The organism is Leclercia sp. W6, from assembly GCF_003336345.1.
In the GTDB taxonomy this organism is placed as follows: domain Bacteria; phylum Pseudomonadota; class Gammaproteobacteria; order Enterobacterales; family Enterobacteriaceae; genus Enterobacter.
This window is the reverse complement of record NZ_CP031104.1, coordinates 940167-964786: the sequence shown is the minus strand read 5'-3', so window position 1 is coordinate 964786 and position 24620 is coordinate 940167. Positions and strand designations below refer to the sequence as shown.

27 protein-coding genes, 1 pseudogene and 1 other annotated feature are annotated in these 24620 nt (G+C 55.1%); of the genes and pseudogenes, 16 read left to right on the top strand and 12 right to left on the bottom strand.

Features of this window, described 5'->3' with window-relative positions; all coding sequences use genetic code 11:
• Positions 1 to 2: 2 nt before the first annotated feature.
• The 4 genes from ymiC to topA form a co-directional block, all read right to left on the bottom strand.
• The gene (gene ymiC / locus DVA43_RS25035; protein ID WP_231604113.1) at positions 3 to 104 is read right to left on the bottom strand and encodes a small membrane protein YmiC; all 102 of its coding nucleotides are present in this window, start codon (positions 102 to 104) and stop codon (positions 3 to 5) included.
• A gap of 298 nt (positions 105 to 402) precedes the next feature.
• Complete coding sequence (locus DVA43_RS04795; protein ID WP_246842266.1) at positions 403 to 543, bottom strand: YmiA family putative membrane protein; 141 nt, start codon at positions 541 to 543, stop codon at positions 403 to 405.
• A gap of 335 nt (positions 544 to 878) precedes the next feature.
• The gene (gene cysB / locus DVA43_RS04790) at positions 879 to 1853 is read right to left on the bottom strand and encodes an HTH-type transcriptional regulator CysB (protein WP_032611190.1); all 975 of its coding nucleotides are present in this window, start codon (positions 1851 to 1853) and stop codon (positions 879 to 881) included.
• Positions 1854 to 2039: 186 nt separating this feature from the next.
• Positions 2040 to 4634, bottom strand: coding sequence for a type I DNA topoisomerase (topA, locus tag DVA43_RS04780; RefSeq protein WP_114314733.1), 2595 nt, complete (start codon positions 4632 to 4634; stop codon positions 2040 to 2042).
• 396 nt (positions 4635 to 5030) lie between these two features.
• On the opposite strand from topA, the gene DVA43_RS04775 reads away from it, so the two are divergent.
• Positions 5031 to 5282 (top strand): YciN family protein, encoded by a 252-nt coding sequence (locus DVA43_RS04775; RefSeq protein WP_103822247.1) that lies wholly within the window; start codon positions 5031 to 5033, stop codon positions 5280 to 5282.
• A 35-nt stretch (positions 5283 to 5317) separates the two neighbouring features.
• Here the strand turns inward: DVA43_RS04775 and sohB are convergent, their stop codons facing one another.
• On the bottom strand, positions 5318 to 6364 hold the full coding sequence (sohB, locus tag DVA43_RS04770) for a protease SohB (protein ID WP_114314732.1): 1047 nt from the start codon (positions 6362 to 6364) through the stop codon (positions 5318 to 5320).
• Positions 6365 to 6613: 249 nt separating this feature from the next.
• Between sohB and DVA43_RS04765 the strand changes: the two genes are divergently transcribed.
• Positions 6614 to 7375 (top strand): YciK family oxidoreductase, encoded by a 762-nt coding sequence (locus DVA43_RS04765; RefSeq protein ID WP_114314731.1) that lies wholly within the window; start codon positions 6614 to 6616, stop codon positions 7373 to 7375.
• Positions 7372 to 7962, top strand: coding sequence for a cob(I)yrinic acid a,c-diamide adenosyltransferase (gene cobO, locus DVA43_RS04760; RefSeq protein WP_103179892.1), 591 nt, complete (start codon positions 7372 to 7374; stop codon positions 7960 to 7962). Before DVA43_RS04765 ends, cobO begins: the two co-directional genes overlap by 4 nt.
• A 32-nt stretch (positions 7963 to 7994) precedes the next feature.
• Here the strand turns inward: cobO and rluB are convergent, their stop codons facing one another.
• From rluB to rnm, 5 genes are all read right to left on the bottom strand, one after another.
• The gene (gene rluB / locus DVA43_RS04755; RefSeq protein WP_103822250.1) at positions 7995 to 8873 is read right to left on the bottom strand and encodes a 23S rRNA pseudouridine(2605) synthase RluB; all 879 of its coding nucleotides are present in this window, start codon (positions 8871 to 8873) and stop codon (positions 7995 to 7997) included.
• A gap of 258 nt (positions 8874 to 9131) precedes the next feature.
• Entirely contained in the window at positions 9132 to 9623 is a 492-nt protein-coding gene (locus DVA43_RS04750; RefSeq protein WP_114314730.1) for a type VI secretion system tube protein TssD, read from the bottom strand.
• 248 nt (positions 9624 to 9871) lie between these two features.
• Entirely contained in the window at positions 9872 to 10393 is a 522-nt protein-coding gene (locus DVA43_RS04740) for a DUF2778 domain-containing protein (protein WP_114314729.1), read from the bottom strand.
• 202 nt (positions 10394 to 10595) lie between these two features.
• Positions 10596 to 11216 (bottom strand): L-threonylcarbamoyladenylate synthase, encoded by a 621-nt coding sequence (locus DVA43_RS04735; RefSeq protein ID WP_103179897.1) that lies wholly within the window; start codon positions 11214 to 11216, stop codon positions 10596 to 10598.
• Positions 11213 to 12094: an RNase AM gene (gene rnm / locus DVA43_RS04730; RefSeq protein ID WP_114314728.1), complete on the bottom strand. Its 882-nt coding sequence runs from the start codon at positions 12092 to 12094 to the stop codon at positions 11213 to 11215. The genes DVA43_RS04735 and rnm overlap by 4 nt, the downstream gene beginning before the upstream one ends.
• A 137-nt stretch (positions 12095 to 12231) precedes the next feature.
• Here rnm and trpL point away from each other — a divergent pair, with 137 nt between their 5' ends.
• The 9 genes from trpL to DVA43_RS04685 all read left to right on the top strand — a co-directional run bounded on the left by trpL (position 12232) and on the right by DVA43_RS04685 (position 20881).
• Positions 12232 to 12276: a trp operon leader peptide gene (gene trpL, locus DVA43_RS25310; RefSeq protein ID WP_106993556.1), complete on the top strand. Its 45-nt coding sequence runs from the start codon at positions 12232 to 12234 to the stop codon at positions 12274 to 12276.
• Positions 12253 to 12347, top strand: a sequence feature (Trp leader region). Its footprint overlaps the gene before it by 24 nt.
• A gap of 24 nt (positions 12348 to 12371) precedes the next feature.
• On the top strand, positions 12372 to 13934 hold the full coding sequence (locus tag DVA43_RS04720) for an anthranilate synthase component 1 (protein ID WP_114314727.1): 1563 nt from the start codon (positions 12372 to 12374) through the stop codon (positions 13932 to 13934).
• Positions 13934 to 15529: a bifunctional anthranilate synthase glutamate amidotransferase component TrpG/anthranilate phosphoribosyltransferase TrpD gene (gene trpD, locus DVA43_RS04715; RefSeq protein ID WP_103179900.1), complete on the top strand. Its 1596-nt coding sequence runs from the start codon at positions 13934 to 13936 to the stop codon at positions 15527 to 15529. Before DVA43_RS04720 ends, trpD begins: the two co-directional genes overlap by 1 nt.
• 3 nt (positions 15530 to 15532) lie before the next feature.
• On the top strand, positions 15533 to 16891 hold the full coding sequence (gene trpCF / locus DVA43_RS04710) for a bifunctional indole-3-glycerol-phosphate synthase TrpC/phosphoribosylanthranilate isomerase TrpF (protein WP_114314726.1): 1359 nt from the start codon (positions 15533 to 15535) through the stop codon (positions 16889 to 16891).
• 10 nt (positions 16892 to 16901) lie between these two features.
• Positions 16902 to 18095, top strand: coding sequence for a tryptophan synthase subunit beta (gene trpB / locus DVA43_RS04705; protein WP_103822257.1), 1194 nt, complete (start codon positions 16902 to 16904; stop codon positions 18093 to 18095).
• Positions 18095 to 18904 (top strand): tryptophan synthase subunit alpha, encoded by an 810-nt coding sequence (trpA, locus tag DVA43_RS04700; RefSeq protein ID WP_114314725.1) that lies wholly within the window; start codon positions 18095 to 18097, stop codon positions 18902 to 18904. The genes trpB and trpA overlap by 1 nt, the downstream gene beginning before the upstream one ends.
• Before the next feature lie 158 nt (positions 18905 to 19062).
• Complete coding sequence (yedE, locus tag DVA43_RS04695) at positions 19063 to 20274, top strand: selenium metabolism membrane protein YedE/FdhT (protein WP_114314724.1); 1212 nt, start codon at positions 19063 to 19065, stop codon at positions 20272 to 20274.
• Entirely contained in the window at positions 20271 to 20504 is a 234-nt protein-coding gene (yedF, locus tag DVA43_RS04690; protein ID WP_103179905.1) for a sulfurtransferase-like selenium metabolism protein YedF, read from the top strand. Before yedE ends, yedF begins: the two co-directional genes overlap by 4 nt.
• A gap of 104 nt (positions 20505 to 20608) precedes the next feature.
• Entirely contained in the window at positions 20609 to 20881 is a 273-nt protein-coding gene (locus DVA43_RS04685) for a YqjD family protein (RefSeq protein WP_103179906.1), read from the top strand.
• 31 nt (positions 20882 to 20912) lie between these two features.
• On the opposite strand, the gene ompW is transcribed toward DVA43_RS04685, so the two are convergent.
• Positions 20913 to 21545, bottom strand: coding sequence for an outer membrane protein OmpW (gene ompW / locus DVA43_RS04680; protein ID WP_103179907.1), 633 nt, complete (start codon positions 21543 to 21545; stop codon positions 20913 to 20915).
• 225 nt (positions 21546 to 21770) lie between these two features.
• Here ompW and DVA43_RS04675 point away from each other — a divergent pair.
• From DVA43_RS04675 to yciA, 4 genes and pseudogenes are all read left to right on the top strand, one after another.
• A pseudogene (locus tag DVA43_RS04675) lies at positions 21771 to 21860 on the top strand (YkgJ family cysteine cluster protein); the annotation flags it as partial.
• Positions 21861 to 21885: 25 nt separating this feature from the next.
• Positions 21886 to 22629: a YciC family protein gene (locus DVA43_RS04670; protein ID WP_114314723.1), complete on the top strand. Its 744-nt coding sequence runs from the start codon at positions 21886 to 21888 to the stop codon at positions 22627 to 22629.
• A gap of 57 nt (positions 22630 to 22686) precedes the next feature.
• Positions 22687 to 23226, top strand: a complete 540-nt coding sequence (locus DVA43_RS04665) for a septation protein A (RefSeq protein WP_103179909.1) — start codon at positions 22687 to 22689, stop codon at positions 23224 to 23226.
• Between the two features lie 105 nt (positions 23227 to 23331).
• Positions 23332 to 23727 (top strand): acyl-CoA thioester hydrolase YciA, encoded by a 396-nt coding sequence (gene yciA, locus DVA43_RS04660; protein WP_103179910.1) that lies wholly within the window; start codon positions 23332 to 23334, stop codon positions 23725 to 23727.
• A gap of 31 nt (positions 23728 to 23758) precedes the next feature.
• Here the strand turns inward: yciA and tonB are convergent, their stop codons facing one another.
• Positions 23759 to 24490: a TonB system transport protein TonB gene (tonB, locus tag DVA43_RS04655; protein WP_114314722.1), complete on the bottom strand. Its 732-nt coding sequence runs from the start codon at positions 24488 to 24490 to the stop codon at positions 23759 to 23761.
• Between the last annotated feature and the right edge of the window lie 130 nt (positions 24491 to 24620).

The following is a 24620-nucleotide window of genomic DNA, read 5'->3' as shown; positions in this document are numbered from 1 at the left end:
GTTCAGTGTAGGGTGAGCCAGATTAGCTGGCACCAGAAGAGGATCGAGAGGGAAAAGGCGGCCATCCACGACCAGTATTTAGCTCCGGATATATTATTCATCATTGCGGCACCACGCTTTATTAATTTATTGCTCGCTGAGTTTGTCTCAGTTCGGTATTGCTGATGTGTATTTATTAAAGAGTACAAAAGCGCATCGGATTATTATCGCTCAACGCTGATAATAAGAATTATTGTTTTTTTTCTTCGTCTTCTGCGAAGAGATCAATGAAGGCTTGTTGCACAGGCGATAGCTTCCAGGATGCAGGGACGTTATCTGCAGATCCATTACGGACTTTGCGACGCGTGTCACGCTGCTGACATACAGGCTTCACTACTTCACTACGCCCCTGAACCGCCATGCTTAACCCCAGAATTTCCAGATAAGTAAAGCCACCACTACCCAAAACAGGGTGGAACCGAGAAACACCGCCAGCCAGGCTTTGCGCTTAAGTCTTGGGTCCCTTTGCGGCTCGTGACGTCCTGACGGCATTGCTAACCCCATACAATCGATTTCGCTTATCATTTGAATACCAAACAATTGGTATAAGTAATCGTAGTTGAGATAAATCCTAAAGAAACTTTAGTCGAAGATCCAGCGAATTTACGAATCGTCTGGTGTGAAATAGTTAATCTTTTGAGCGGAAATATATAAATGAAACGTGGAATTTGCATAGCGGCAAAATATTTTCTATTTTTGTCACGTTTTTACAACTGACTCATGAAAAAAACGCCGTAACGTTATGGTTATTGTGAGAAATGAAAGCAGATCGGAGGGATTTAATTCAGGTCTTAAGAGAAATAACGGTATCTCTCCCGAAGGAAAGATACCGGAGGTTATTATTTTTCTGGCAGCTTGATATCTTTGAACATCGCTTCGATATCTTCGTTAGAGCGCAGCGCCACCGCCGTATCCACCACGTCACGGGTCAGATGCGGTGCAAATCGTTGAATAAAATCATACATATAACTACGCAGGAAGGTGCTACGGCGGAAACCAATTTTGGTCGTGCTGTGGCCGAATACGCCCTGGGTATCCAGACGCACTAAATCCGGATCGGCAACAGGATCCACCGCCATGCTGGCAATCACCCCGACGCCAAGACCCAGCCGCACGTAGGTTTTGATCACATCGGCATCGGTGGCGGTAAAGACGATCCGCGGCGTAAGCCCCGCGCGATTAAAGGCGGTATCGAGTTCCGAGCGGCCCGTAAAGCCAAAGGTGTACGTCACCAGTGGGTACTGCGCCAGTTCTTCAATGGACACCGACGTTTTTGCTGCCAGCGGATGTTCCGGCGTCACCACAATCGAACGGTTCCAGTGATAGCAAGGCAGCATCACCAGATCGTCATACAGGTGCAGCGCTTCGGTGGCGATGGCAAAGTCCGCATTGCCCTTGGAGACCGCTTCGGCAATTTGCGTCGGCGAGCCCTGATGCATATGCAACGAGACGCGAGGATAGCGCTCGATAAAGCCTTTGATCACCCCTGGCAACGCGTAGCGCGCCTGTGTGTGGGTGGTGGCGATATATAACGAGCCTTTATCCGGCCAGGTGTGCTCTCCGGCAACGGATTTAATGGCATCGACCTTCGACAGCACTTCGCGGGCGATGCGGATAATCTCCTGTCCTGCTGGCGTCACTTGGGTAAGGTGCTTACCACTGCGGGCGAAAATCTGGATCCCCAGCTCATCTTCAAGCATGCGTACCTGCTTACTGATGCCGGGTTGCGAAGTGTAAAGACCTTCTGCGGTGGAGGAGACGTTAAGGTTGTGGTTGACCACCTCAACGATATAGCGGAGCTGCTGTAGTTTCATGCCAGACCATCCGATTTAGCGCACACGGGCAATCGCTTAAGACGATTTGATAATAAAGAAAGGGTTAACTATAACCACTATATCACTTATATCTTTGCTGTATAGCCCGGAACAAAAAATAATAACCCGGCAATAAAAAAAGGCCGGAATACCGGCCCTTTTGAGGTAACTTAGCGTAAATTAAGGCTATTTCTTGCCTTCAACCCATTTGCCGTCAACATAAAATGCTGACCAGCCGGTGGCTTTACCCTCTTTCTCAGCAGCGACATATTGCTGCTTGGTTTTACGGCTAAAACGCACAACGGTCTTATTACCTTCTGCATCCTGCTGCGGTGCATCGGCCAGATAACGCAGTTTTTCTGGCAGGCGATCGCGGAAGCGGTAAAGCTCCTCAACCAGCGGCGCACGTGTTTCACGCGATTTCGGGAAGGTGTTCGCCGCCAGGAAGACGCCCGCAGCACCGTCACGCAGTACAAAGTACGCATCGGATTTTTCACACGGCAGCTCCGGCAACGGAACTGGATCTTCCTTCGGCGGTGCCACTTCACCGTTACGCAGGATCTTACGCGTATTTTTGCAGTCGTCATTGGTGCAGGCCATGTACTTACCAAAACGCCCCATTTTCAGGTGCATTTCAGAACCACACTTCTCGCATTCCACAATCGGACCGTCATAACCCTTGATGCGGAACTCACCCTCTTCAATCTCGTAACCGTCGCAGGTCGGGTTGTTACCACAGACATGCAGCTTACGTTTCGGATCGATGAGGTAGCTGTCCATCGCTGTGCCGCACTTATTGCAGCGGCGTTTGGCGCGTAATGCGTTGGTTTCCGCATCGTCGCCTTCCAGCACGTTCAGCACTTCGTTTTCCGGCACCAGGTTGATGGTGGTTTTGCAGCGCTCCTTCGGGGACAACGCATAGCCTGAGCACCCGAGGAAGACACCGGTCGTGGCGGTACGAATCCCCATCTTACGGCCGCAGGTCGGACAGTCGATGCTGGTCAGCACCATCTGGTTCGGCTGCATACCGCCTTCTTCCGGGTCTTTTTCCGCTTTATCCAGCTGCTTGGTGAAGTCGCTGAAGAAGCTGTCCAGCACCTTCTTCCACTCGGCTTCATGGTTAGCCACCTGGTCCAGGCTATTTTCCATCTGCGCGGTAAAATCGTAGTTCATCAGCTCGCGGAAGTTATCTTCCAGGCGATCGGTGACGATTTCACCCATTTTCTCCGCATAGAAACGGCGGTTTTCCGCGCGCACATAGCCGCGATCCTGAATGGTCGAGATGATCGACGCATAGGTCGACGGACGACCGATACCACGTTTTTCCAGCTCTTTCACCAGCGAGGCTTCGCTGAAACGTGCCGGCGGCTTGGTGAAGTGCTGGGCCGGGGTCAGTTCAACCAGGGTAAGTTCATCCCCGGCGTTGACCGCTGGCAGGGTTTTATCTTCATCACCCTTACGCAGCGCAGGCATCACTTTGGTCCAGCCATCGAAACGCAGGATACGGCCACGCGCCTTGAGGCGGAAATCGCCCGCGCCGACGGTCAGCGTGGTGGAGTCATACTGCGCAGGGGTCATCTGACAGGCAACAAACTGGCGCCAGATCAGCTGATACAGTTTTTGCGCATCGGCTTCCATATCCTTGAGGGATTCCGCCAGCACAGAGACGTCAGAAGGACGAATCGCTTCGTGCGCTTCCTGGGAGTTCTCTTTGCTGTTGTACTGATTGGCGCTTTCCGGCAGGTATTTCTTACCGAAATTGTCGCCAATGTAATCACGCACCATGTTGACGGCGTCCTGGCTCAGGTTGGTAGAGTCAGTACGCATATAGGTGATGTGACCCGCTTCATACAGACGCTGCGCCATCATCATGGTTTTTTTCACGCCATAGCCCAGACGGGTGCTGGCCGCCTGCTGCAATGTGGAGGTGATAAACGGTGCGCCAGGCTTGCTGCTGGTCGGTTTGTCTTCACGATCCAGCACCTGATAACGCGCTTTTTCCAGCAGCGCTACTGCGGCCATGGTCTGTTCGCGATTTTCAGGACGGAACGGCTTATCGTTCTGGTGCGACACTTCCAGCGGCAGGGTGTCGCCGCCCGGCGTGGTCACGCTGGCGTCAACTTCCCAGAACTCTTCTGGCACGAACGCTTTGATTTCGCGTTCCCGTTCAACCACCAGACGCACGGCAACGGATTGTACGCGGCCTGCGGAGAGCCCACGCGCAATCTTTTTCCACAGCAGTGGAGAAACCATGTAACCCACGACGCGGTCCATAAAGCGGCGCGCCTGCTGAGCGTTGACGCGGTCGATATTCAGCTCACCCGGCTTTTCAAACGCCTGGCGGATCGCGTTTTTAGTAATTTCGTTAAACACTACGCGGCTATAGCGTGTGTCATCGCCCCCGATCACCTCCCGCAGGTGCCATGCAATGGCCTCCCCTTCGCGGTCAAGGTCGGTTGCGAGATAGATGTGGTCGGCTTTTTCCGCCAGCTGTTTCAGCTCGGAGACGACTTTCTCTTTACCCGGCAGTACTTCGTACTGTGCCTGCCAGTTATCCCATGGGTTAACTCCCATGCGATTTACGAGCGCGCTACGTTCATCCTTTTTAGGCTTTTTGGCCCCTTTGGTGGAGGTAGAGTCGGCGCTCTTCTTGGCTGAGCCACTGGTCGGCAGATCGCGGATATGACCGACGCTGGACTTAACCACGTAGTCACTACCCAAATACTTATTGATCGTTTTGGCTTTTGCCGGGGACTCAACGATAACGAGAGCTTTACCCATATTCACCTTTACCTAATTTGTTTCTTCCAGGAATACGTCGCGTGAGTTCACCTTCCACTGGCGACGAGACATTTATATAACGACGCCACGAGTGGATATCAACCCCGTTTGCCGTTCAGTCATAAAATCGACATCACATAAGCAGTTGAGTTGACGCGATTTTTCTCGCTCCAGTATAACCACACGACGAGATTTAGGACGAATGTCAAGCAAATCTGTTGCCAGAATGACGAAAGCGCACACTCTACCTGATAAAATCCGTTACGCAACTTTATTAGCATGCAAAAGCAAATCACGCCAGCGCTGTGCCTCTTGCCCTGGAGGGGGCAAAACGGGGAAAATTTGCTCCCGGGACCGCGGCGGCGTAGACTAATATCACTGTTTAAGGAGTGGATAATGCAGCAAAATACCCAACCCATTGACCGTGAAACGTTGCTTGCTGAAGCAAATAAACTCATTCGTGAACATGACGACACCATGGCAGGGATCGAAGCCACTGGCGTTGAACAGCGCAATGGTGTGCTGGTGTTCAGCGGAGAGTACTTTCTCGATGAGCAGGGGTTACCGACCCCGCGCAGCACGGCGGTATTTAATATGTTTAAATACCTCGCCCATGTCTTATCTGAGAAGTATCATCTGGTCGATTGATGCAAAAACGCGAGGCCTGTGCCTCGCGTTTTTATTCACAGCAGCGGTTTCTGCCCTCGCTGTAGCCAGCGCAGCAGCAGACGATCCGCGCTCTCTGCGGCGCTGTTAGTAAAGCGGTCCATCAGCTTTTTACGGCGCGTATAGCGCACGCCCACCAGCTCGCGGCCCTCCATCAGCGACAGCAGCAGATCGTCGCTGGTTCCCACCTCATCGACCAGCCCCTTTTCCAGCGCCTGAGTACCGTACCAGTGCTCGCCGGTGGCAACCTCGTCGATATTCAGCGTGGGTCGCATCTGCTTCACAAACCCTTTAAACAGCTGATGGGTGTCATTGAGATCTTCACGGAATTTCTGTCGCCCCTCTTCAGTGTTTTCACCCAGCAGGGTCAGCGTGCGCTTGTACTGGCCCGCCGTGTGAAGCTCGACATCGATGTCTTTATTTTTCAGGAAACGATTGAAGTTAGGGATCTGCGCCACCACGCCAATCGAACCAATAATAGAGAAAGGCGCCGCGACAATTTTGTCGGCCACGCAAGCCATCATATAACCGCCGCTGGCAGCGACTTTATCCACCGCCACCGTCAGCGGGATATGTTTGTCACGCAGACGTTGCAGCTGTGAGGAGGCCAGCCCGTAACCATGTACCACCCCACCCGGGCTTTCGAGACGCAGCACCACCTGATCTTCAGCTCTTGCCACCGCCAGCACCGCAGTGATCTCCTCGCGCAGGGAGGAGACTTCATGGGCGTCCATGCTGCCTTTGAAGTCCAGCACATAGACCCGCGGCTTTGCCACCTCTGGATGTTGTTCCTGCTTTGCTTTCTGCTTTGCCGCTTTCGCGTCAAGTTTGTGCTTTTTCTTCTGCGCTTTGTGCCACTGCTTTTGCTGATGCGCATCAAGCAGCGCCACTGACATCTCTTCCTTCATCTCAGTGTACTGCTCGCTTAAGCGGGTAATGCGCAACTCACCGCGCTGACGTTTGCGCTGCGTCAGGTTAACAATCAGAACGGCGATCACCGCAATGGCAATCACCACCGTCGCAATTTTGGCCAGAAATAAACCGTACTCAGAAAGTAATTCCACGCGTCCACCTTGGTTTAACCACTTGTTTTCACACCCAGTGTACAACAGCCTTCACCAGGCGTCTCTTACCTGACGATACCCTTGCGAGCCCTCTTCAGAAATGTTTATTTATGGATGAAATATTTGCAAATTGTTAATTTTACAGCGAACTCTCCGGTAGACTGATTGTAATCAGCCGCGCTTTCGGGCATAAAGCCGAAAAGAGACCGCACAGCATGGGCCGCGCCAACGCGCGCCAGAGGAGTGACCTTGCACTATCAACCGAAAAAAGATCTACTGCAAAACCGTATTATTCTGGTCACGGGAGCCAGCGACGGCATTGGCCGCGAAGCGGCGCTGACCTACGCCCGCCACGGTGCGCGCCTGATTCTGCTGGGACGTAATGAAGATAAATTGCGCGACGTCGCGCAGGCGATCGCCCGTGAAGGCGGCGCGCCGACCCGCGAATATGTTCTCGACCTGTTAACCTGTACCCCACAGAGCTGCCGGGAACTTGCCGAACGCATTGCCGCTGAGTATCCCCGTCTGGACGGGGTACTGCATAATGCGGGCTTCCTCGGCGAAGTGCGGCCCATGGAAGAGCAAACCCCAGAGATCTGGCAGCAGGTGATGCAGGTAAATGTTAACGGCACCTTCTTCCTTACCCAGACACTGCTTCCTTTATTACTGAAGTCCGATTCCGGCTCGCTGGTGTTTACCTCATCCAGCGTCGGGCGTCAGGGTCGGGCTAACTGGGGCGCCTATGCCGCCTCGAAATTTGCCACCGAAGGGATGATGCAGGTCCTGGCCGAGGAATATCAGAGCCGCCATCTGCGCGTCAACTGCATCAACCCCGGCGGGACACGCACCAGCATGCGCGCCAGCGCGTTCCCGACAGAAGATCCGCTGAAACTGAAAACCCCTGCCGATATCATGCCGCTCTATCTGTGGCTGATGGGCGACGACAGCCGCCGGAAAACCGGCATGACCTTTGATGCCCAACCCGGCCGTAAACCAGGAATATCGCAATGAGTGATGAACGTCATCAGCAGCGCCAGCAGCGCCTGAAAGAGCAGGTCGATGCCCGCGTTGCCGCAGCTCAGGATGAGCGCGGGATTATCATTGTCTTTACCGGTAACGGCAAAGGTAAAACCACCGCGGCCTTTGGTACGGCGACCCGCGCCGTGGGTCACGGGCAAAAGGTGGGTGTGATCCAGTTCATCAAAGGCGAGTGGCCTAACGGCGAGCGTAATCTGCTGGAGCCGCAGGGTGTGGAGTTTCAGGTTATGGCGACCGGCTTTACCTGGGACACGCAAAACCGCGACACTGACACCGCGGCCTGCCTGGCGGTCTGGGAGCATGCAAAGCGCATGCTGGCGGATACCACGTTGAATATGGTTCTGCTCGATGAGATCACCTATATGGTGGCCTACGACTATTTACCGTTACAGGAAGTGGTTGATGCGCTGAACAACCGACCGGCGCACCAGACGGTGATTATTACCGGGCGCGGCTGTCATCGGGATCTTATGGAGATGGCAGATACGGTCAGCGAGTTACGCCCGGTGAAACACGCCTTTGATGCAGGCGTTAAAGCGCAAATCGGCATCGACTATTAACAAAAAACCCGGCCAGGCCGGGTTTTGTTTTTTTAGCCGTTATTATTACGGCTGCCAGAGCGACGATTATTGCCGCTGACCTGGCTGTGACGTTTGACCGCCCGGCGGATCTGGTTCGCCTTCATACGGCGACGATCTTTTTCTACCGCCACTTTCGAGGAGGTTTCCGGCGCCAGCTGCACCAGCTCACGCAGATAGTTGGTCTGGGTTAAATCCAGTTCGGTATAGCCGCCACGTGGCAGGCCCTTCGGCAGAAGAATGTCACCGTAGCGAACGCGGATCAGGCGGCTAACCTGCACGCCAACGGCTTCCCACAGGCGACGTACCTCGCGGTTACGGCCTTCGGTCAGGGTGACGTTGTACCACTGGTTAATACCTTCACCACCGGTAAACTTGATGGTTTTGAACGCAGCCGGGCCATCTTCGAGCTGCACGCCCCGGGAGAGTTCACGGATCTTATTGTCGTCAACTTCACCAAACACGCGAACCGCGTACTCACGCTCTACTTCACGGCTTGGGTGCATCAGACGGTTTGCCAGTTCACCGTCGGTAGTGAAGAGCAGCAGGCCACAGGTGTTAACATCCAGACGACCTACAGCGATCCAGCGCGCACCGCGCAGCTTTGGCAGGCGGTCGAATACGGTTGGGCGACCTTCTGGATCGTTGCGGGTGCAGAGCTCGCCTTCCGGCTTGTAGTAAGCCAGTACGCGGCAGATTTGCTCGGCAGACTCTTTCACCGAGATCAGGTGGCCATCGATACGGATTTTCAGGCCTGGTACGATTTCCACACGGTCGCCCAGCGTGGCGATTTTACCGTCCACACTGACACGACCTGCTTCGATAATGGTTTCGATTTCACGGCGTGAACCGTGGCCGGCGCGGGCCAGCACTTTCTGTAATTTCTCGCTCATTGAGCTTCCTTCAGGTGTCGCCTTCACAGGCGTCTGGTATACATTCGAAAACAAGGAGTTAAGCGCGATTCAACCTTAACTCAATGATCTGTAAATCTTTCACAGCACACATAATGGCAGACAATACGTCTCGCCCAGTGATTCATGGCCGCACATACTACATGAATTTTAGACTAAATGATTCAACAAGTTTTGCGCAGCAGCGTTCTGGTGCTGGTAACCTGAAGCAAACCCAACGATTTGGGCAGGCAGATCTTCTCAGGCTGTAGGACGCTCGTTCCAGGCATCAGTGAACTGAATGTTGCCATCCACGATACGCCAGGTAATTTTTTCATACTGAATGCTGACGCTTTCTACATGATTCATTTTATCGTTGCCCGATAATTTTACGTTAGGTACAGCGCAGTTAACGCCAGTGATCTTCACGTTTTCCATCAACACCGTGTAATAGCAGACTTCCTGTCCTGCGTCGTTAATGTGATAAAACCTGATCTCGGCACTTTTCAACGTCTGCCCTGTAGCAGCCGCTTTATAAAGGTAGGGGGTGGAACTATCTACCTCCTTTTCGATCATCATAGATGAATGCTGACGTGTGCCGGTAATTTTACCGTTGGCACTGTCGACAGGCAGGTGGATGCCATGACTCAGACCGATAATTTCGACGCTGCCTTCACGGTCCTGAATATCTACAGACCCTTTAATATCTGCGCCACCATCGTCTTTAAGCCACATATACGGAGGGATTGGCATTTTATTTGCTCCTTAATTTTTTGATTAACTTCATTGTCATAACATAGATAAATATAGCCACAGGTAAGATAGAAATTATATGAATGTATAAATACAGATCATAAAAATTATCCGCACCGATTTCGTCAGGCCCATAAATAAGATGACCAATGCGTGTGGCTAAATCATCGTTAAACCAGAGTTCAGGATCGCCTATCAAACGGCCTACAACTATAAATAATGTAATAAAATAAATAACTTTACTTAACCTACAAACGAATGTTGTTATAACCACCAGCAACTACCTCCACCCATCCTCTCGCCATCAACGCCCGCATACAGGGGACCTGAATAAGTGATGTATTCATAAGCGCATTATAAATCATCGCAAAATCAGGATTATGGGCGATTGTTATACAGCCTTTTGACGAAGCACCGGGGTGCAACCGGAAGCTACCACGCTTAACACCCTCTATCCAGGTATTATCGTCTATTCCCCAATCATCTCGCCACAAGGCAAACCAATCCGATTTACCAAAAGGGCTGATATTCAGTATTCGCTTTGTAAAATCTTTAATTTCAAGTTGCTTTTGCGAGAACCAGTTCCCCTCATGCCGATCCACAATCCAATACTTACCGGGCGGAATTGGGCCATTGTCAGGAATATTTCGGCATCCGCCATTGTTACGGCAAACGCCTTTACCTGAATGTGCCATAAACACCCCCACGCCGTATAGATTAAAAGGCGAGTAGTCTGCTCCGTTCAGAATTAATGTCCCTCGTAATGCCATAGACAACCCCTATATCTAGAAATATGTGTTCACTTATCGTATATCTACATATTCATGCGGGAATAGGGTTATTCCGGACACGGGCTAATTTTCAGATAATAACAAGATATTAAATGTGCGTGGGAAATAAGCTAAGCATTAATAGCAGGGCCATTATAGCAGGAGAATTCATGCTATATAGATGGCCCTAAAAGAATGGAGATTACAAGAAAGGCTTCACATCCCCCACCCCTTCACGCAGCACAACCGGGGCATCTTCCGTTAAATCGATCACCGTGGTCGGCTGTTGGCCGAGATAGCCGCCGTGAATCACCAGCTCAACCTGTTTCTCCAGGCGGTCTTTGATCTCATCGGGATCGGATTCCGTAAAGTCGCTGCCCGGTAACATCAGCGAGGTGGAGAGCATCGGCTCGCCGAGCGTCTCCAGCAGTGCCTGAGCAATCGGGTTTGACGGCACGCGCATCCCGATGGTTTTGCGTTTTTCCTGCAGCAGGCGGCGCGGCACCTCTTTCGTCCCCTTGAGGATAAAGGTGTAATTACCCGGCGTGTTATTTTTGATCAACCGAAACGCCACGTTATCAACGTAGGAGTAGGTCGATAACTCAGAGAGATCGCGACACATCAGGGTGAAGTTATGCCCGTTAGGCAGATTGCGGATCCGGCAGATACGCTCCATCGCGTTTTTGTCTTCGATCTTACAGCCCAGCGCATAGCCTGAGTCAGTTGGATAGACAATAACGCCACCCTTACGCACGATCTCCACGGCCTGATTAATCAAACGCGGCTGCGGATTGTCAGGATGGATATAAAAAAATTGGCTCATACTACCCTCTCTTCAATTGGCGTTGGCTGCTCCCAGAGGTGCCACACCGGCTCGACGCCAGCGGGTAACCAGAGCTTGCGTCCCAGTTCTATCCAGGGACAAGGCTGATGAAAATCAGAGCCCTGGGAGGCAAAGAGTCCATACTGGCGGGCATATTCAGCCAGCTGACTGCGCTCGTTGGGTGCCTGCTGACACTGAGCGACTTCCATCGCCTCTCCGCCGTGTTCGGCAAAGTAAGCCAGCAGACGTTTCAGCCATTTGGCGGAAAGGTTATACCGCCCCGGATGGGCCAGTACCGCCTTACCACCAGAATGATGAATGACATCAATAGCTTGTTCTATTGTACACCACTGGGGAGGAACGTATCCGGTTTTCCCGCGGGCGAGATATTTTTTAAATACATCTGCAATGTTATTTGCTTTCCCGGCTTCAATCAGAAAACGGGCAAAGTGGGCGCGGGTCACCGCCCCGCCATTCGCCAGACGCAGGGCCCCTTCCCACGCGCCGGGAACATGCGCTTTCTCCAGACGTTCGGCGATCATCTCTGCCCGCTGTACGCGCCGCGTTTTTTGTTCATCCAGGAACGCACAGAGGGTCGGGTTCTCAATATCGATGTTTAACCCGACGATATGGATCTCGTGATTTTCCCAGACGGTGGAAATCTCCACGCCGGTGATTAAGGTCAGAGGCAATCCGCTGCGGGCAATTTCCGCCCGCGCGGCCGCAATGGCCTCGGTGGTGTCGTGATCGGTAATGGCCAGCGTGCCCACGCGCATCTCATGGGCACGATGGACAAGCTCTTCAGGCGTAAGCAGGCCATCAGAGGCCTGGGTATGGCTGTGTAAATCATAAATCACTGCGTAATTCGTGTCGCTCAAAGCGGCTCCCGTCACTGCTCGTCAATATCTGCGCCGCCATCATAACGGCATGTGGTGAAATTCTGAAATCGGGGGTTGACAATAAGCCATCGAACTAGTTAACTAGTACGCAAGTTCACTCAACGAGGTATCTGAAAATGACCGCACATTTCACTCTGCATGGCTGGTGGCGCACTTCCTGATAATCGGGCAGTGTCGTACGTCTGCGTCATGCATACAGATACCTGGCCCGCCACTGAGCGGGCTTTTTTATGAACAGAATAAAGAGAACAACATAATGCAAACAGCCAAACCGAACCTCGAACTGCTGACCCATGAGGCGGCGTATCGCCATAATCCCACAGCCCTGTTCCATCAGGTGTGCGGCGCGCGTCCTGCCACGCTACTGCTGGAGTCGGCGGATATCGACAGTAAAGACGATCTGAAAAGCCTGCTGCTGGTCGACAGCGCCCTGCGCATCACCGCCCTGGGCAACACCGTCACCCTGAAGGCGCTTTCTGAAAACGGTGCGGCCCTGCTCTCGCTGCTGGACGATGTCTTGCCCGCGGGCATTGAGAACGAACATCGCCCGGACCAGCGGATCCTGCACTTCCCGCCGGTGAGCCAGCTGCTGGATGAAGATGCCCGCCTCTGTTCTCTGTCGATGTTTGATGCCTTCCGCCTGCTGCAAAACCTGGTGAACGTACCTGAAAGCGAGCGCGAAGCGATGTTCTTTGGCGGGCTGTTTGCCTACGATCTGGTGGCCGGTTTCGAAGAGCTGCCCGAGCTGGAGCAGGGCAACCGCTGTCCGGACTACTGCTTCTATCTGGCAGAAACCTTAATGGTGATCGACCACCAGAAAAAATACACCCGCATTCAGGCCAGCCTGTTTACCCCGTTACTGGCGGAAAAACAGCGCCTGGAGCAGCGCATCGCCCAGCTGCAGGAGCAGATGAATGAAGCCCCGCCGGAACTGCCGGTGCAGCGCGTGGAGCAGATGCGTTGTGACGTCAGCCAGACGGACGACGAGTACGGCGCGGTGGTGCGCCAGATGCAGAAAGCCATTCGCGCAGGCGAGATCTTCCAGGTGGTGCCATCCCGCCGCTTCTCCCTGCCCTGCCCGTCGCCGCTAGCAGCCTACGACGTGCTGAAAAAGAGCAACCCCAGCCCCTACATGTTCTTTATGCAGGACAATGATTTCACCCTGTTCGGCGCCTCGCCGGAGAGCTCCCTGAAGTACGACGCCACCAACCGTCAGATTGAAATCTATCCGATTGCCGGTACCCGTCCGCGCGGTCGTCGTGCCGACGGTTCACTGGATCGCGACCTCGACAGCCGCATTGAGCTGGAGATGCGCACCGACCAGAAAGAGATGTCCGAACACCTGATGCTGGTGGACCTGGCCCGTAACGACCTGGCGCGTATCTGCACCCCGGGCAGCCGTTACGTCGCCGACTTAACCAAAGTGGACCGTTACTCTTTCGTGATGCATCTGGTCTCCCGCGTGGTGGGCGAGCTGCGTCAGGATCTGGACGTGCTGCACGCCTACCGCGCCTGCATGAATATGGGCACTCTGAGCGGCGCACCGAAAGTCCGCGCCATGCAGCTGATTGCCGAGGCCGAAGGCCGTCGTCGCGGCAGCTACGGCGGCGCGGTGGGCTACTTCACCGCCCACGGCGACCTGGATACCTGTATCGTGATCCGCTCCGCCTACGTTGAAGAAGGCATTGCCACCGTCCAGGCGGGCGCGGGCATCGTTCTCGACTCGGTTCCGCAGTCTGAAGCTGACGAAACCCGCAATAAAGCCCGCGCGGTACTGCGCGCCATTGCGACTGCCCATCACGCACAGGAGATTTTCTGATGGCTGACATTCTGCTGCTCGATAATATCGACTCCTTTACCTATAACCTGGCGGATCAGCTGCGTGCTAACGGTCACAACGTGGTGATTTACCGTAACCATGTCCCGGCCCAGACCTTAATCGACCGTCTGGCCACCATGCAAAACCCGGTGCTGATGCTCTCCCCGGGGCCTGGCGCGCCGAGCGAAGCAGGCTGTATGCCGGAGCTGCTGACCCGCCTGCGCGGCAAGCTGCCGATCATCGGTATCTGCCTGGGCCATCAGGCGATTGTAGAGGCTTATGGCGGCTACGTCGGCCAGGCCGGTGAGATCCTGCACGGGAAAGCCTCCAGCATTGAACACGACGGCCAGGCGATGTTTGCCGGGCTGATGAACCCGCTGCCAGTGGCGCGTTATCACTCGCTGGTGGGCAGCAATATCCCGGCGGGCCTGACCATTAACGCCCATTACAACGGGATGGTGATGGCGGTGCGTCACGACGCGGACCGGGTTTGCGGGATGCAGTTCCACCCGGAATCCATTCTGACCTCCCAGGGCGCGCGCCTGCTGGAGCAGACCCTGAACTGGGCGCTGCAGAAACTGGAGCAGACCAACACCCTGCAGCCGATTCTGGAAAAACTCTACCAGGCGCAGACCCTGAGCCAGCAGGAGAGCCACCAGCTCTTCTCCGCCGTGGTGCGCGGTGAGCTGAAGCCTGAGCAGCTGGCCGCCGCGCTGGTGAGCATGAAAGTGCGCGGTGAGCAGCCGCAGGAGATTGCCGGTGCCGCTACCGCCCTGCTGGAAAACGCCGCCCCTTTCCCGCGCCCGGACTACCTCTTCGCGGATATCGTCGGTACCGGCGGTGACGGCAGCAACAGCATCAACATCTCCACCGCCAGCGCCTTTGTCGCTGCCGCCTGTGGGCTGAAGGTGGCGAAGCATGGTAACCGCAGCGTCTCCAGCCGTTCCGGCTCGTCGGATCTGCTGGCCGCCTTCGGCATCAACTTGGACATGAACGCGGAGAAATCCCGCGATGCGCTGGATGAGCTGGGCGTCTGCTTCCTGTTCGCGCCGAAGTATCACACCGGCTTCCGCCATGCCATGCCGGTGCGCCAGCAGCTGAAGACCCGCACCCTGTTTAATGTGCTCGGGCCGCTGATCAACCCGGCGCATCCGCCGCTGGCGCTGATTGGTGTCTACAGCCCGGAACTGGTGCTGCCGATCGCCGAAACCCTGCGGGTGCTCGGTTATCAGCGTGCAGCGGTGGTTCACAGCGGCGGGATGGACGAAGTCTCGCTCCATGCGCCAACGCTGGTGGCCGAACTGCACAACGGTGAAATCAAAAACTATCAGCTTGACGCAGCAGACTTTGGTTTAACCCCGTATCACCAGGAACAACTTGCGGGCGGCACCCCGGAAGAAAACCGTGACATTCTGACCCGCCTGTTACAAGGTAAAGGTGAGCCAGCGCATGAGGCCGCTGTCGCCGCTAACGTCGCCATGCTGATGCGTCTGCACGGCGAAGAGGATTTACAGGTCAACGCGCAAAAAGTGATTGATGTGTTGCGCTCCGGCGCAGCCTACGACCGAGTGACCGCACTTGCGGCAAGAGGGTAAACAATGCAGACCGTATTAGCGAAAATCGTTGCCGATAAGGCCATCTGGGTTGAAGCGCGGAAACAGCAGCAGCCGCTCGCCAGTTTCCAGAATGACGTGGTACCGAGCAGCCGTCGTTTTTATGAGGCCCTGCAGGGCGCGCGCACCGCATTTATCCTGGAGTGCAAAAAGGCCTCCCCGTCGAAAGGGGTGATCCGCGACGATTTCGACCCGGCGAAGATCGCCGCCATCTATAAGCACCACGCTTCGGCTATTTCGGTGCTGACCGATGAGAAATATTTTCAGGGAAGTTTTGATTTTCTGCCCATCGTCAGCGGCATCGTGCCGCAGCCGATTTTGTGCAAAGACTTTATCATCGACCCGTATCAAATCTGGCTGGCGCGTTTTTATCAGGCCGACGCCTGCCTGTTGATGCTCTCGGTCCTGGACGATGAACAGTACCGCCAGCTTGCCGCGGTCGCGCACAGCCTGAACATGGGTGTGCTGACCGAAGTGAGCAACGAAGAGGAGCTGGAGCGCGCTATCGCCCTCGAGGCAAAAGTGGTCGGGATCAATAACCGCGACCTGCGCGATCTCTCCATCGACCTGAACCGCACCCGCCAACTGGCGCCGCGTCTGGGCGCAGGCGTAACGGTGATTAGCGAGTCCGGCATCAACAGTTATGCCCAGGTTCGCGAGCTGAGCCACTTCGCCAACGGCTTCCTGATTGGGTCGGCGATGATGGAGCAGGACGATCTCAGCGCCGCGGTACGTCGCGTGCTGCTGGGGGAGAACAAGGTCTGCGGCCTGACGCGTCCACAGGATGCCGCCGCCGCTTATGAAGCGGGCGCCATTTACGGCGGGCTGATCTTTGTTGACGCCTCTCCGCGCAACGTGACCGAGGCGCAGGCGCGCGAAGTGATCGCCGCCGCCCCGTTACAGTATGTGGGCGTCTTCCGCAATGGTGCCATCGAACAGGTGGCGGCCACGGCAGAGTCGCTTTCCCTGGCCGCCGTTCAACTGCACGGCAGCGAAGACCAGGCGTATATCGATGCCCTGCGTGAAAGGCTAAAACCGCAGGTGCAAATCTGGAAAGCGCTGAGCGTGGCCGATAACCTGCCGCCTCGCACGCTGCAACATGTTGATAAGTATGTGCTGGATAACGGCCAGGGCGGAACCGGGCAGCGTTTTGACTGGTCGCTGCTCCAGGGCGAGAAGCTGGATAACGTCCTGCTCGCCGGGGGCTTAAGCCCCGATAACTGCGTTGAAGCCGCCAAAGCGGGCTGCGCAGGTCTCGATTTTAATTCAGGCGTTGAGTCGCAGCCGGGCATAAAAGATGCCAGCAAACTGGCTTCGGTGTTCAAAACGCTGCGTGCATATTAAGGAAGAGAAGATGACCACATTATTAAATCCCTATTTTGGTGAGTTTGGCGGCATGTATGTGCCGCAAATCCTGATGCCCGCCCTGCGCCAGCTTGAAGAGGCGTTCGTGAGTGCGCAAAAAGATCCGCTCTTCCAGGCTGAGTTCACCGACCTGCTGAAAAACTACGCCGGACGTCCGACGGCCCTGACCAAATGCCGTAACCTGACCGAGGGAACGAAAACCACGCTGTACCTCAAGCGTGAAGATCTGCTCCACGGCGGCGCGCATAAAACCAACCAGGTGCTGGGCCAGGCGCTGCTGGCAAAACGGATGGGTAAAACCGAAATCATTGCCGAAACCGGGGCCGGTCAGCACGGTGTGGCATCGGCGCTGGCCAGCGCCCTGCTCGGCCTGAAATGCCGTATCTACATGGGGGCAAAAGACGTTGAGCGCCAGTCTCCGAACGTCTTCCGTATGCGTCTGATGGGTGCGGAAGTGATCCCGGTGCACAGTGGCTCGGCCACCCTGAAAGATGCCTGTAACGAGGCGCTGCGCGACTGGTCCGGTAACTATGAAAACGCTCACTATATGCTGGGTACCGCCGCGGGTCCGCACCCGTTCCCGACCATCGTGCGTGAATTCCAGCGCATGATCGGTGAAGAGACCAAAGCGCAGATCCTCGAAAAAGAGGGTCGCCTGCCGGATGCGGTGATCGCCTGCGTGGGCGGCGGCTCAAACGCCATCGGCATGTTTGCTGACTTCATCGACGATACCCGTGTGGGGCTGATCGGCGTTGAACCTGCTGGTCACGGGATTGAAACCGGTGAACACGGCGCGCCACTGAAGCATGGCCGCGTAGGCATCTACTTCGGCATGAAAGCGCCGATGATGCAGACCGACGAAGGCCAGATTGAAGAGTCGTACTCTATCTCTGCCGGGCTGGACTTCCCGTCTGTGGGGCCGCAGCACGCGCACCTGAACAGCATCGGTCGCGCCGAGTATGTCTCGATTACCGATGACGAAGCGCTGGAGGCGTTCAAGACCCTGTGCCGTAAGGAGGGGATTATCCCGGCCCTGGAGTCTTCCCACGCCCTGGCCCATGCCCTGAAAATGATCAAAGAGAACCCGGAAAAAGAGCAGCTGCTGGTGGTGAACCTTTCCGGTCGCGGTGATAAAGACATCTTCACCGTTCACGATATTCTGAAAGCACGAGGGGAAATCTGATGGAACGTTACGATAACGTGTTTGCTGAACTTAAGGCCCGCAAGGAAGGCGCGTTTGTTCCCTTCGTCACGCTGGGCGACCCCTCTCCGGAGCAGTCGCTGAAAATCATCGACGCCCTGGTTGAAGCGGGCGCCGACGCGCTGGAGCTGGGTATTCCCTTCTCCGATCCGCTGGCCGACGGCCCGACCATTCAGAGTGCCACCCTGCGCGCCTTTGCCGCAGGCGTGACCCCGACCCAGTGCTTCGAGATGCTGGCAACCATCCGTCAGAAATACCCGGCGATACCCATCGGCCTGCTGATGTATGCCAACCTGGTCTTTAACCGCGGTATCGATGAGTTCTACGCCGAGTGCGCGCGCGTGGGCGTGGATTCCGTGCTGGTCGCCGATGTCCCGGTCGAGGAGTCGGCCCCGTTCCGCCAGGCGGCGATGCGGCACAACGTTGCGCCGATCTTTATCTGCCCACCAAATGCCGATGATAACCTGCTGCGCCAGATCGCCTCCCACGGTCGCGGCTATACCTACCTGCTGTCCCGCGCCGGGGTGACCGGTGCGGAGAACAAAGCCGCCCTGCCGCTGCACCATCTGGTGGAAAAACTGACGGAGTACAATGCCGCACCGCCGCTGCAGGGCTTTGGTATTTCAGCGCCTGAGCAGGTGACCGCGGCGCTGGGTGCCGGGGCGGCCGGGGCGATTTCCGGCTCGGCAATCGTCAAAATTATCGAGAACAATGTCGATAAGCCTGAACAGATGTTGAGCGAGCTGAAGGCCTTTGTCAGCGCCATGAAAGCCGCAACCCGTCCGCAGTAAAAGAGTCGCCGTCTGGTTTTTTACCAGGCGGCTTCATGCATAAATTGATCCCTTCGATCTTTAACGCAGTTAATCCTTTTCAAACGCAATTCCCGGCGTATCATCCTCACGTTTTATAACACTTCCTCCTTAAACCTTCTGAGTTCAGAGGCTTAACTATGTCATGGCAATATTTTAAGCAGACTTATTTAATTAAGTTCTGGTCACCTGTTCCTGCGGTTATCGCTGCCGGGATCCTCTCCACCTACTATTTCGGCATCACCGGCACCTTCTGGGCGGTTACGGGTGAATTTACCCGCTGGGGCGGACAGCTGCTGCAACTGGCGGGCGTTCACACCGAAGCGTGGGGGTACTTCAAACTCATTCACCTTGATGGCTCCCCAGTCACACGCATTGACGGCATGATGATCATCGGGATGTTCGGCGGCTGTTTTGCTGCCGCACTCTGGGCAAACAACGTCAAGCTGCGCATGCCGCACAGCCGGATCCGCATCGCCCAGGCGGTGGTGGGCGGTATCATCGCCGGGTTTGGTGCGCGCCTGGCGATGGGCTGTAACCTCGCGGCTTTCTTTACCGGGATCCCGCAGTTCTCCCTCCACGCCTGGTTTTTTGCGCTCGCCACCGCCGTCGGCTCGTACTTTGGCGCGCGCTTTACCCTGCTGCCCCTGTTCCGTATTCCGGTCAAAATGCAGAAAGTGAGCGCCGCCTCGCCGTTAACGCAGAAGCCGGATCAGGCCCGACGTCGCTTTCGCCTCGGCATGCTGGTCTTCTTCGGCATGCTGGCCTGGGGGCTCTGTACCGCGCTGAACCAGCCGAAGCTCGGGCTGGCGATGCTGTTTGGTGTCGGATTTGGTCTGCTGATCGAGCGGGCGCAGATCTGCTTTACCTCCGCGTTTCGCGATATGTGGATCACTGGCCGTACCATGATGGCGAAGGCGATTATCGCCGGGATGGCGGTGAGCGCTATCGGGATCTTCAGCTACGTCCAGCTGGGTGTCGCGCCTAAAATCATGTGGGCCGGGCCGAACGCCGTGATCGGCGGGCTACTGTTTGGCTTTGGGATTGTGCTGGCGGGCGGCTGCGAGACCGGGTGGATGTACCGCGCGGTAGAAGGCCAGGTGCACTACTGGTGGGTTGGTCTGGGTAATGTGATTGGCTCGACCCTACTGGCTTACTGGTGGGATGATTTATCCCCCGCGCTGGCAACGAACTGGGACAAGGTTAATCTTCTCAACACCTTTGGCCCGCTGGGTGGATTGCTGGTGACCTACATTTTGCTGCTGGTCGCCTTTTTGCTGGTGCTGGCGCAGGAGAAACGCTTCTTCCGCCGCGCTGCCATGAAAACTGACATTCGTGAGGAAGCCGCATGAAAGCGATCGTTCCCGACTACCGCCTCGATATGCTGGGCGAACCTTGTCCGTACCCGGCGGTTGCCACGCTTGAGGCGATGCCGCAACTGAAAAAGGGCGAGATCCTGGAGGTGGTAAGCGACTGCCCTCAATCCATCAACAATATTCCCCTGGACGCCAGAAACCACGGCTATACGGTACTGGATATTCAACAGGATGGGCCGACCATCCGCTATCTCATCCAAAAATAATAAGCGGGTGGCGCCAGGCCACCCTTTCTTAAGTATTAATCCCATTTTCTCCAGGATATCCCTGTTGAGTCTATGCTTTACATTGACTACAAAAGGAGAACGTTATGTCAGACCAAAATCTTGATAATGATGCACAATATGCAGGTGAAAAAGCGAAGAACAAACTGGATGAATTCGCCGGTGCTGCACAGCAGCAGTTTGGCGAGGCCGTTGATTCGCCAAAACATCAGCTGAAGGGTGCCGGGCGCAAATATGCTGCACAGGCAAGCGACGTTGTTACTGATGTGACCGACGCAGTGAAAAATAACCCCCTTACCGGCCTGATTGCCGCGGGTGCGGTGGGTATTGTTCTTGGCCTGCTGTTAGGGCGTAAGTAAATAAAAAAGGCCCCTCGGGGCCTTCTTATTTTCAGAAGCGGTATCCCGCCGAGAACATAAACACCCATGGATCCAGACGGGTATTGATATTTTGCTGCTGATCCCCCGCCTTAAAGCGCACTTCGGTGTCGATATCCATGTACCAGACCGACATGTTAATCAGCCAGTCACGGTTGATGAGGTAATCCAGCCCTACCTGCCCCGCCATACCCCATGAATCTTTCAGGCTTAGATCGGAAAGGCCAGCCGCTTTACCGGTGTCGTTAAACTTCTCATCAAAAAACGTGGTGTAGTTGACCCCGGCGCCAACGTAGGGGCGAACCTTGCTGCCAGCATCGCCGAAATACCACTGGGCCATCAGCGTCGGCGGCAGATGGTGAACCGTGGCGATATCCCCGGTTGGGCCCGTACCGACTTTATGGCGAAACGGCGTGGCCGCCAGCAGTTCAACGCCGACGTTGTCGGTCGCCATCCAGGTAAAGGTCATCCCCGCCTGGGTATTGTTACTGACGTTAAAACCGCCCAAACCGAGCACATTGTCCGAGCCTTCCGTAGGACGTACCGTTGCCGTCCCGAGACGGAAAAAGAACTCACCTGCTTCGTGGGCCATTGCGCCGCCGGAAAGCGTACTCAGAATCAGTGCTGCCACCGCTGCTTTTTTCATATCCATTCCCTCGTTATGGTTTTATTGAGGAACGGAATATACCTACAAATGATTAATAAGTGATCTTGCATTGATCACACTAAATTCAGTGATTTAACATTCATTGATCTAAATTAATTTTATTCACAACTGGCAAAAATTGGTAGGCAGGGTCTGGATCAATTTTGCCGTTTCGGACACAAAACGCCCCGCTTGCCCACAACCGCGCAAAATGGCAGCGACGCATTACGGGCGCTTTACAAAGATATGCTTTTCCATACAAGGCTTGATACTGCCACCGTACACTTATCCAGGGTACAATTGCCCGCTAATTAACACCTGCAATACTCAAGGAGAGTGCATGTCTATCACGGCGAAGTCTGTCTACCGTGACACGGGGAATTTTTTCCGCAATCAGTTCGTTACCTTTTTACTGATCGCCTTGTTGTGCGCATTTATCACGGTGGTACTTGGTCATGCTTTTTCGCCGAGTGAGGAGCAAATTGCCAGCCTGAGCGAAGGCGATCAAATCGCCAGCAGCGTTGGTCTGTTTGAGATGGTGCAGAACATGACCCCGGAACAGCAGCAGATCCTGTTGCGGGCTTCTGCGGCCTCGACCTTTTCCGGTCTTATCGGCAATGCCATTCTGGCTGGCGGCGTGCTGCTGATGATCCAGCTGGTCTCTGCCGGGCAGCGCGTCAGCGCGCTGCGGGCGATAGGTGCCAGCGCCCCGCTGCTGCCAAAGCTGTTTATTCTGATCTTTTTAACCACCATGCTGGTGCAATTAGGGATTATGCTGGTTGTGGTGCCGGGCGTGCTGTTGGCGATTGTGCTCGCCTTCGCCCCCGTAATGGTGGTGCAGGACCGCATGGGCATTTTTGTCGCCATGCGTAGCAGTATCCGGCTGGCATGGTCTAATATGCGTCTGGTCGCGCCAGCGGTAATGAGCTGGCTGCTGGCGAAAACTCTGCTGCTACTGTTTGCACCCAATCTTGCCGTTCTGACGCCTAACGTCGGTGCTGTTGTGGCAAATACCCTGAGCAACCTCATCTCCGCTGTCTTGCTCGTTTATTTGTTCCGCCTGTACACGTTAATTCGCCAGTAATTTTTCTGACGGCCTGTTCAGAACGTACAGGCCATCGCTGATAGATGGAATCGAAGAATGAAGCAGTTTCTTGATTTTTTACCCCTGGTTGTCTTTTTTGCTTTCTATAAGCTGTATGACATTTACGCCGCGACCACTGCCCTGATCGTCGCCACCGCAGTCGTGCTGATTTACAGCTGGGTGCGCTACCGCAAGGTTGAAAAAATGGCCCTGATCACCTTTGTGCTGGTGGCCGTCTTTGGCGGGCTGACTGTCTTTTTCCACAACGATGAGTTCATCAAGTGGAAAGTGACCGTCATCTATGTGTTGTTTGCTGGCGCCCTGCTGTTCAGCCAGTGGGTGATGAAAAAGCCGCTTATCCAGCGCATGCTGGGTAAAGAGCTGGCGCTGCCGCAGGCGGTCTGGTCGCGCCTGAATATCGCCTGGGCGGTGTTCTTTATTCTCTGCGGTCTGGCGAATATCTATATCGCTTTCTGGCTGCCGCAGAATATCTGGGTCAACTTTAAAGTCTTTGGTCTGACCGCCTTAACGCTGATTTTCACCCTCCTGAGCGGCATCTACATCTATCGCCACATGCCGCAGGACGACAAGCAGTAATCCTTCCGCCAGGCTTAATAAGCCTGGCGTTTTTCTTCTGTTCTCTCCGGCAGTAAATCATAGTAGCATCCCGCCTGAAGTCCTCCGTAATAAGTAGAGTTCATAATGACAACAACGAACGCCCCGCAGGGCGAACTGGTTTTACGCACACTTGCAATGCCCGCCGACACCAATGCGAACGGCGATATTTTTGGCGGCTGGTTAATGTCGCAGATGGATATGGGCGGGGCGATCCTCGCTAAAGAGATTGCCCATGGCCGCGTGGTGACGGTCCGGGTTGATGGTATGACCTTTCTGCGGCCTGTCGCGGTGGGTGATGTGGTCTGCTGTTACGCGCGTTGCGTGAAACGGGGAAATACCTCGGTGTCGATCAATATCGAAGTGTGGGTGAAGAAGGTCTCTTCGGAACCGATCGGCCAGCGCTATAAGGCCACCGAAGCGCTCTTTATTTACGTGGCGGTGGATAGCGAAGGCAAACCGCGGGCATTACCGCAGGCATAAAAAAAGCCTCCCAGTTGGGAGGCTTTTTTCATTATTCCATCTGTGCTCCGCCGTTGAGGCGGAAAACGATATTAACGATGAGCCCACTGCCTGGCTTACCGGCTTCGTAGCGCCACTTACGCATCGCGTTTTTCACCTCACGCTCGAACATGTTTGACGGCTGCGCGGAGAGGATCTGGATATTATCCACACGTCCGTCGGCGGTGACGTCAAATTTCACCCGTACACGCCCTTCAATACGCAGAGCCTGCGCGCGCGACGGATATTGCGGCTGGTTACGGCTCAACGCACGTGGACCCGCCGGCGCCGCCGGAACCGGCTTAGCGGTAACTGGCGCGGAGTTCATGACCGGGCGAGCCGGGGCTGCGCGCTCAACGGGCTGGGTGGTACGAGGCTCAACCGGGCGCTCTTGACGCTTCGGACGCTCTTCCACCTTTTTCACCGGCTTCGGTTTCGGCTTCGGTTTTGGCTTGGGCTCCGGTTTGTGGATCACCACAGGCGCTTCTTTTGGCGGCTCAGGAACAACTTCGGGTTCGGGTTCCGGCTCGGGTTCGGGCTCTGCAACAGGCTCCGGTGGAGGCGCGACCTGCACGGGCTCCAGCTCCGCAGGCGTTACCATGGTCACCGAAATCGGCTGCGCGGGCGCTGGCATTTCAATAACCTGATGTACCGATGTGTAAAGCAGACCCGCCACCACGGCTCCGTGAATTCCGACGGACAACAGCGTCGGCCAGGGAAAGCGGCGAGGTAAATCGAGGGTCATTGAAGTCATAATCGTTTCAGTTAAAAAGCCAGGCCCTGATTTTAAATGCAAATAGCAATCATATTCAATAAGCCAGTTAAACTTCGCCCGATTTTACCGTCCAGCTGGCGAAAAAAGGCACATCAGGCGC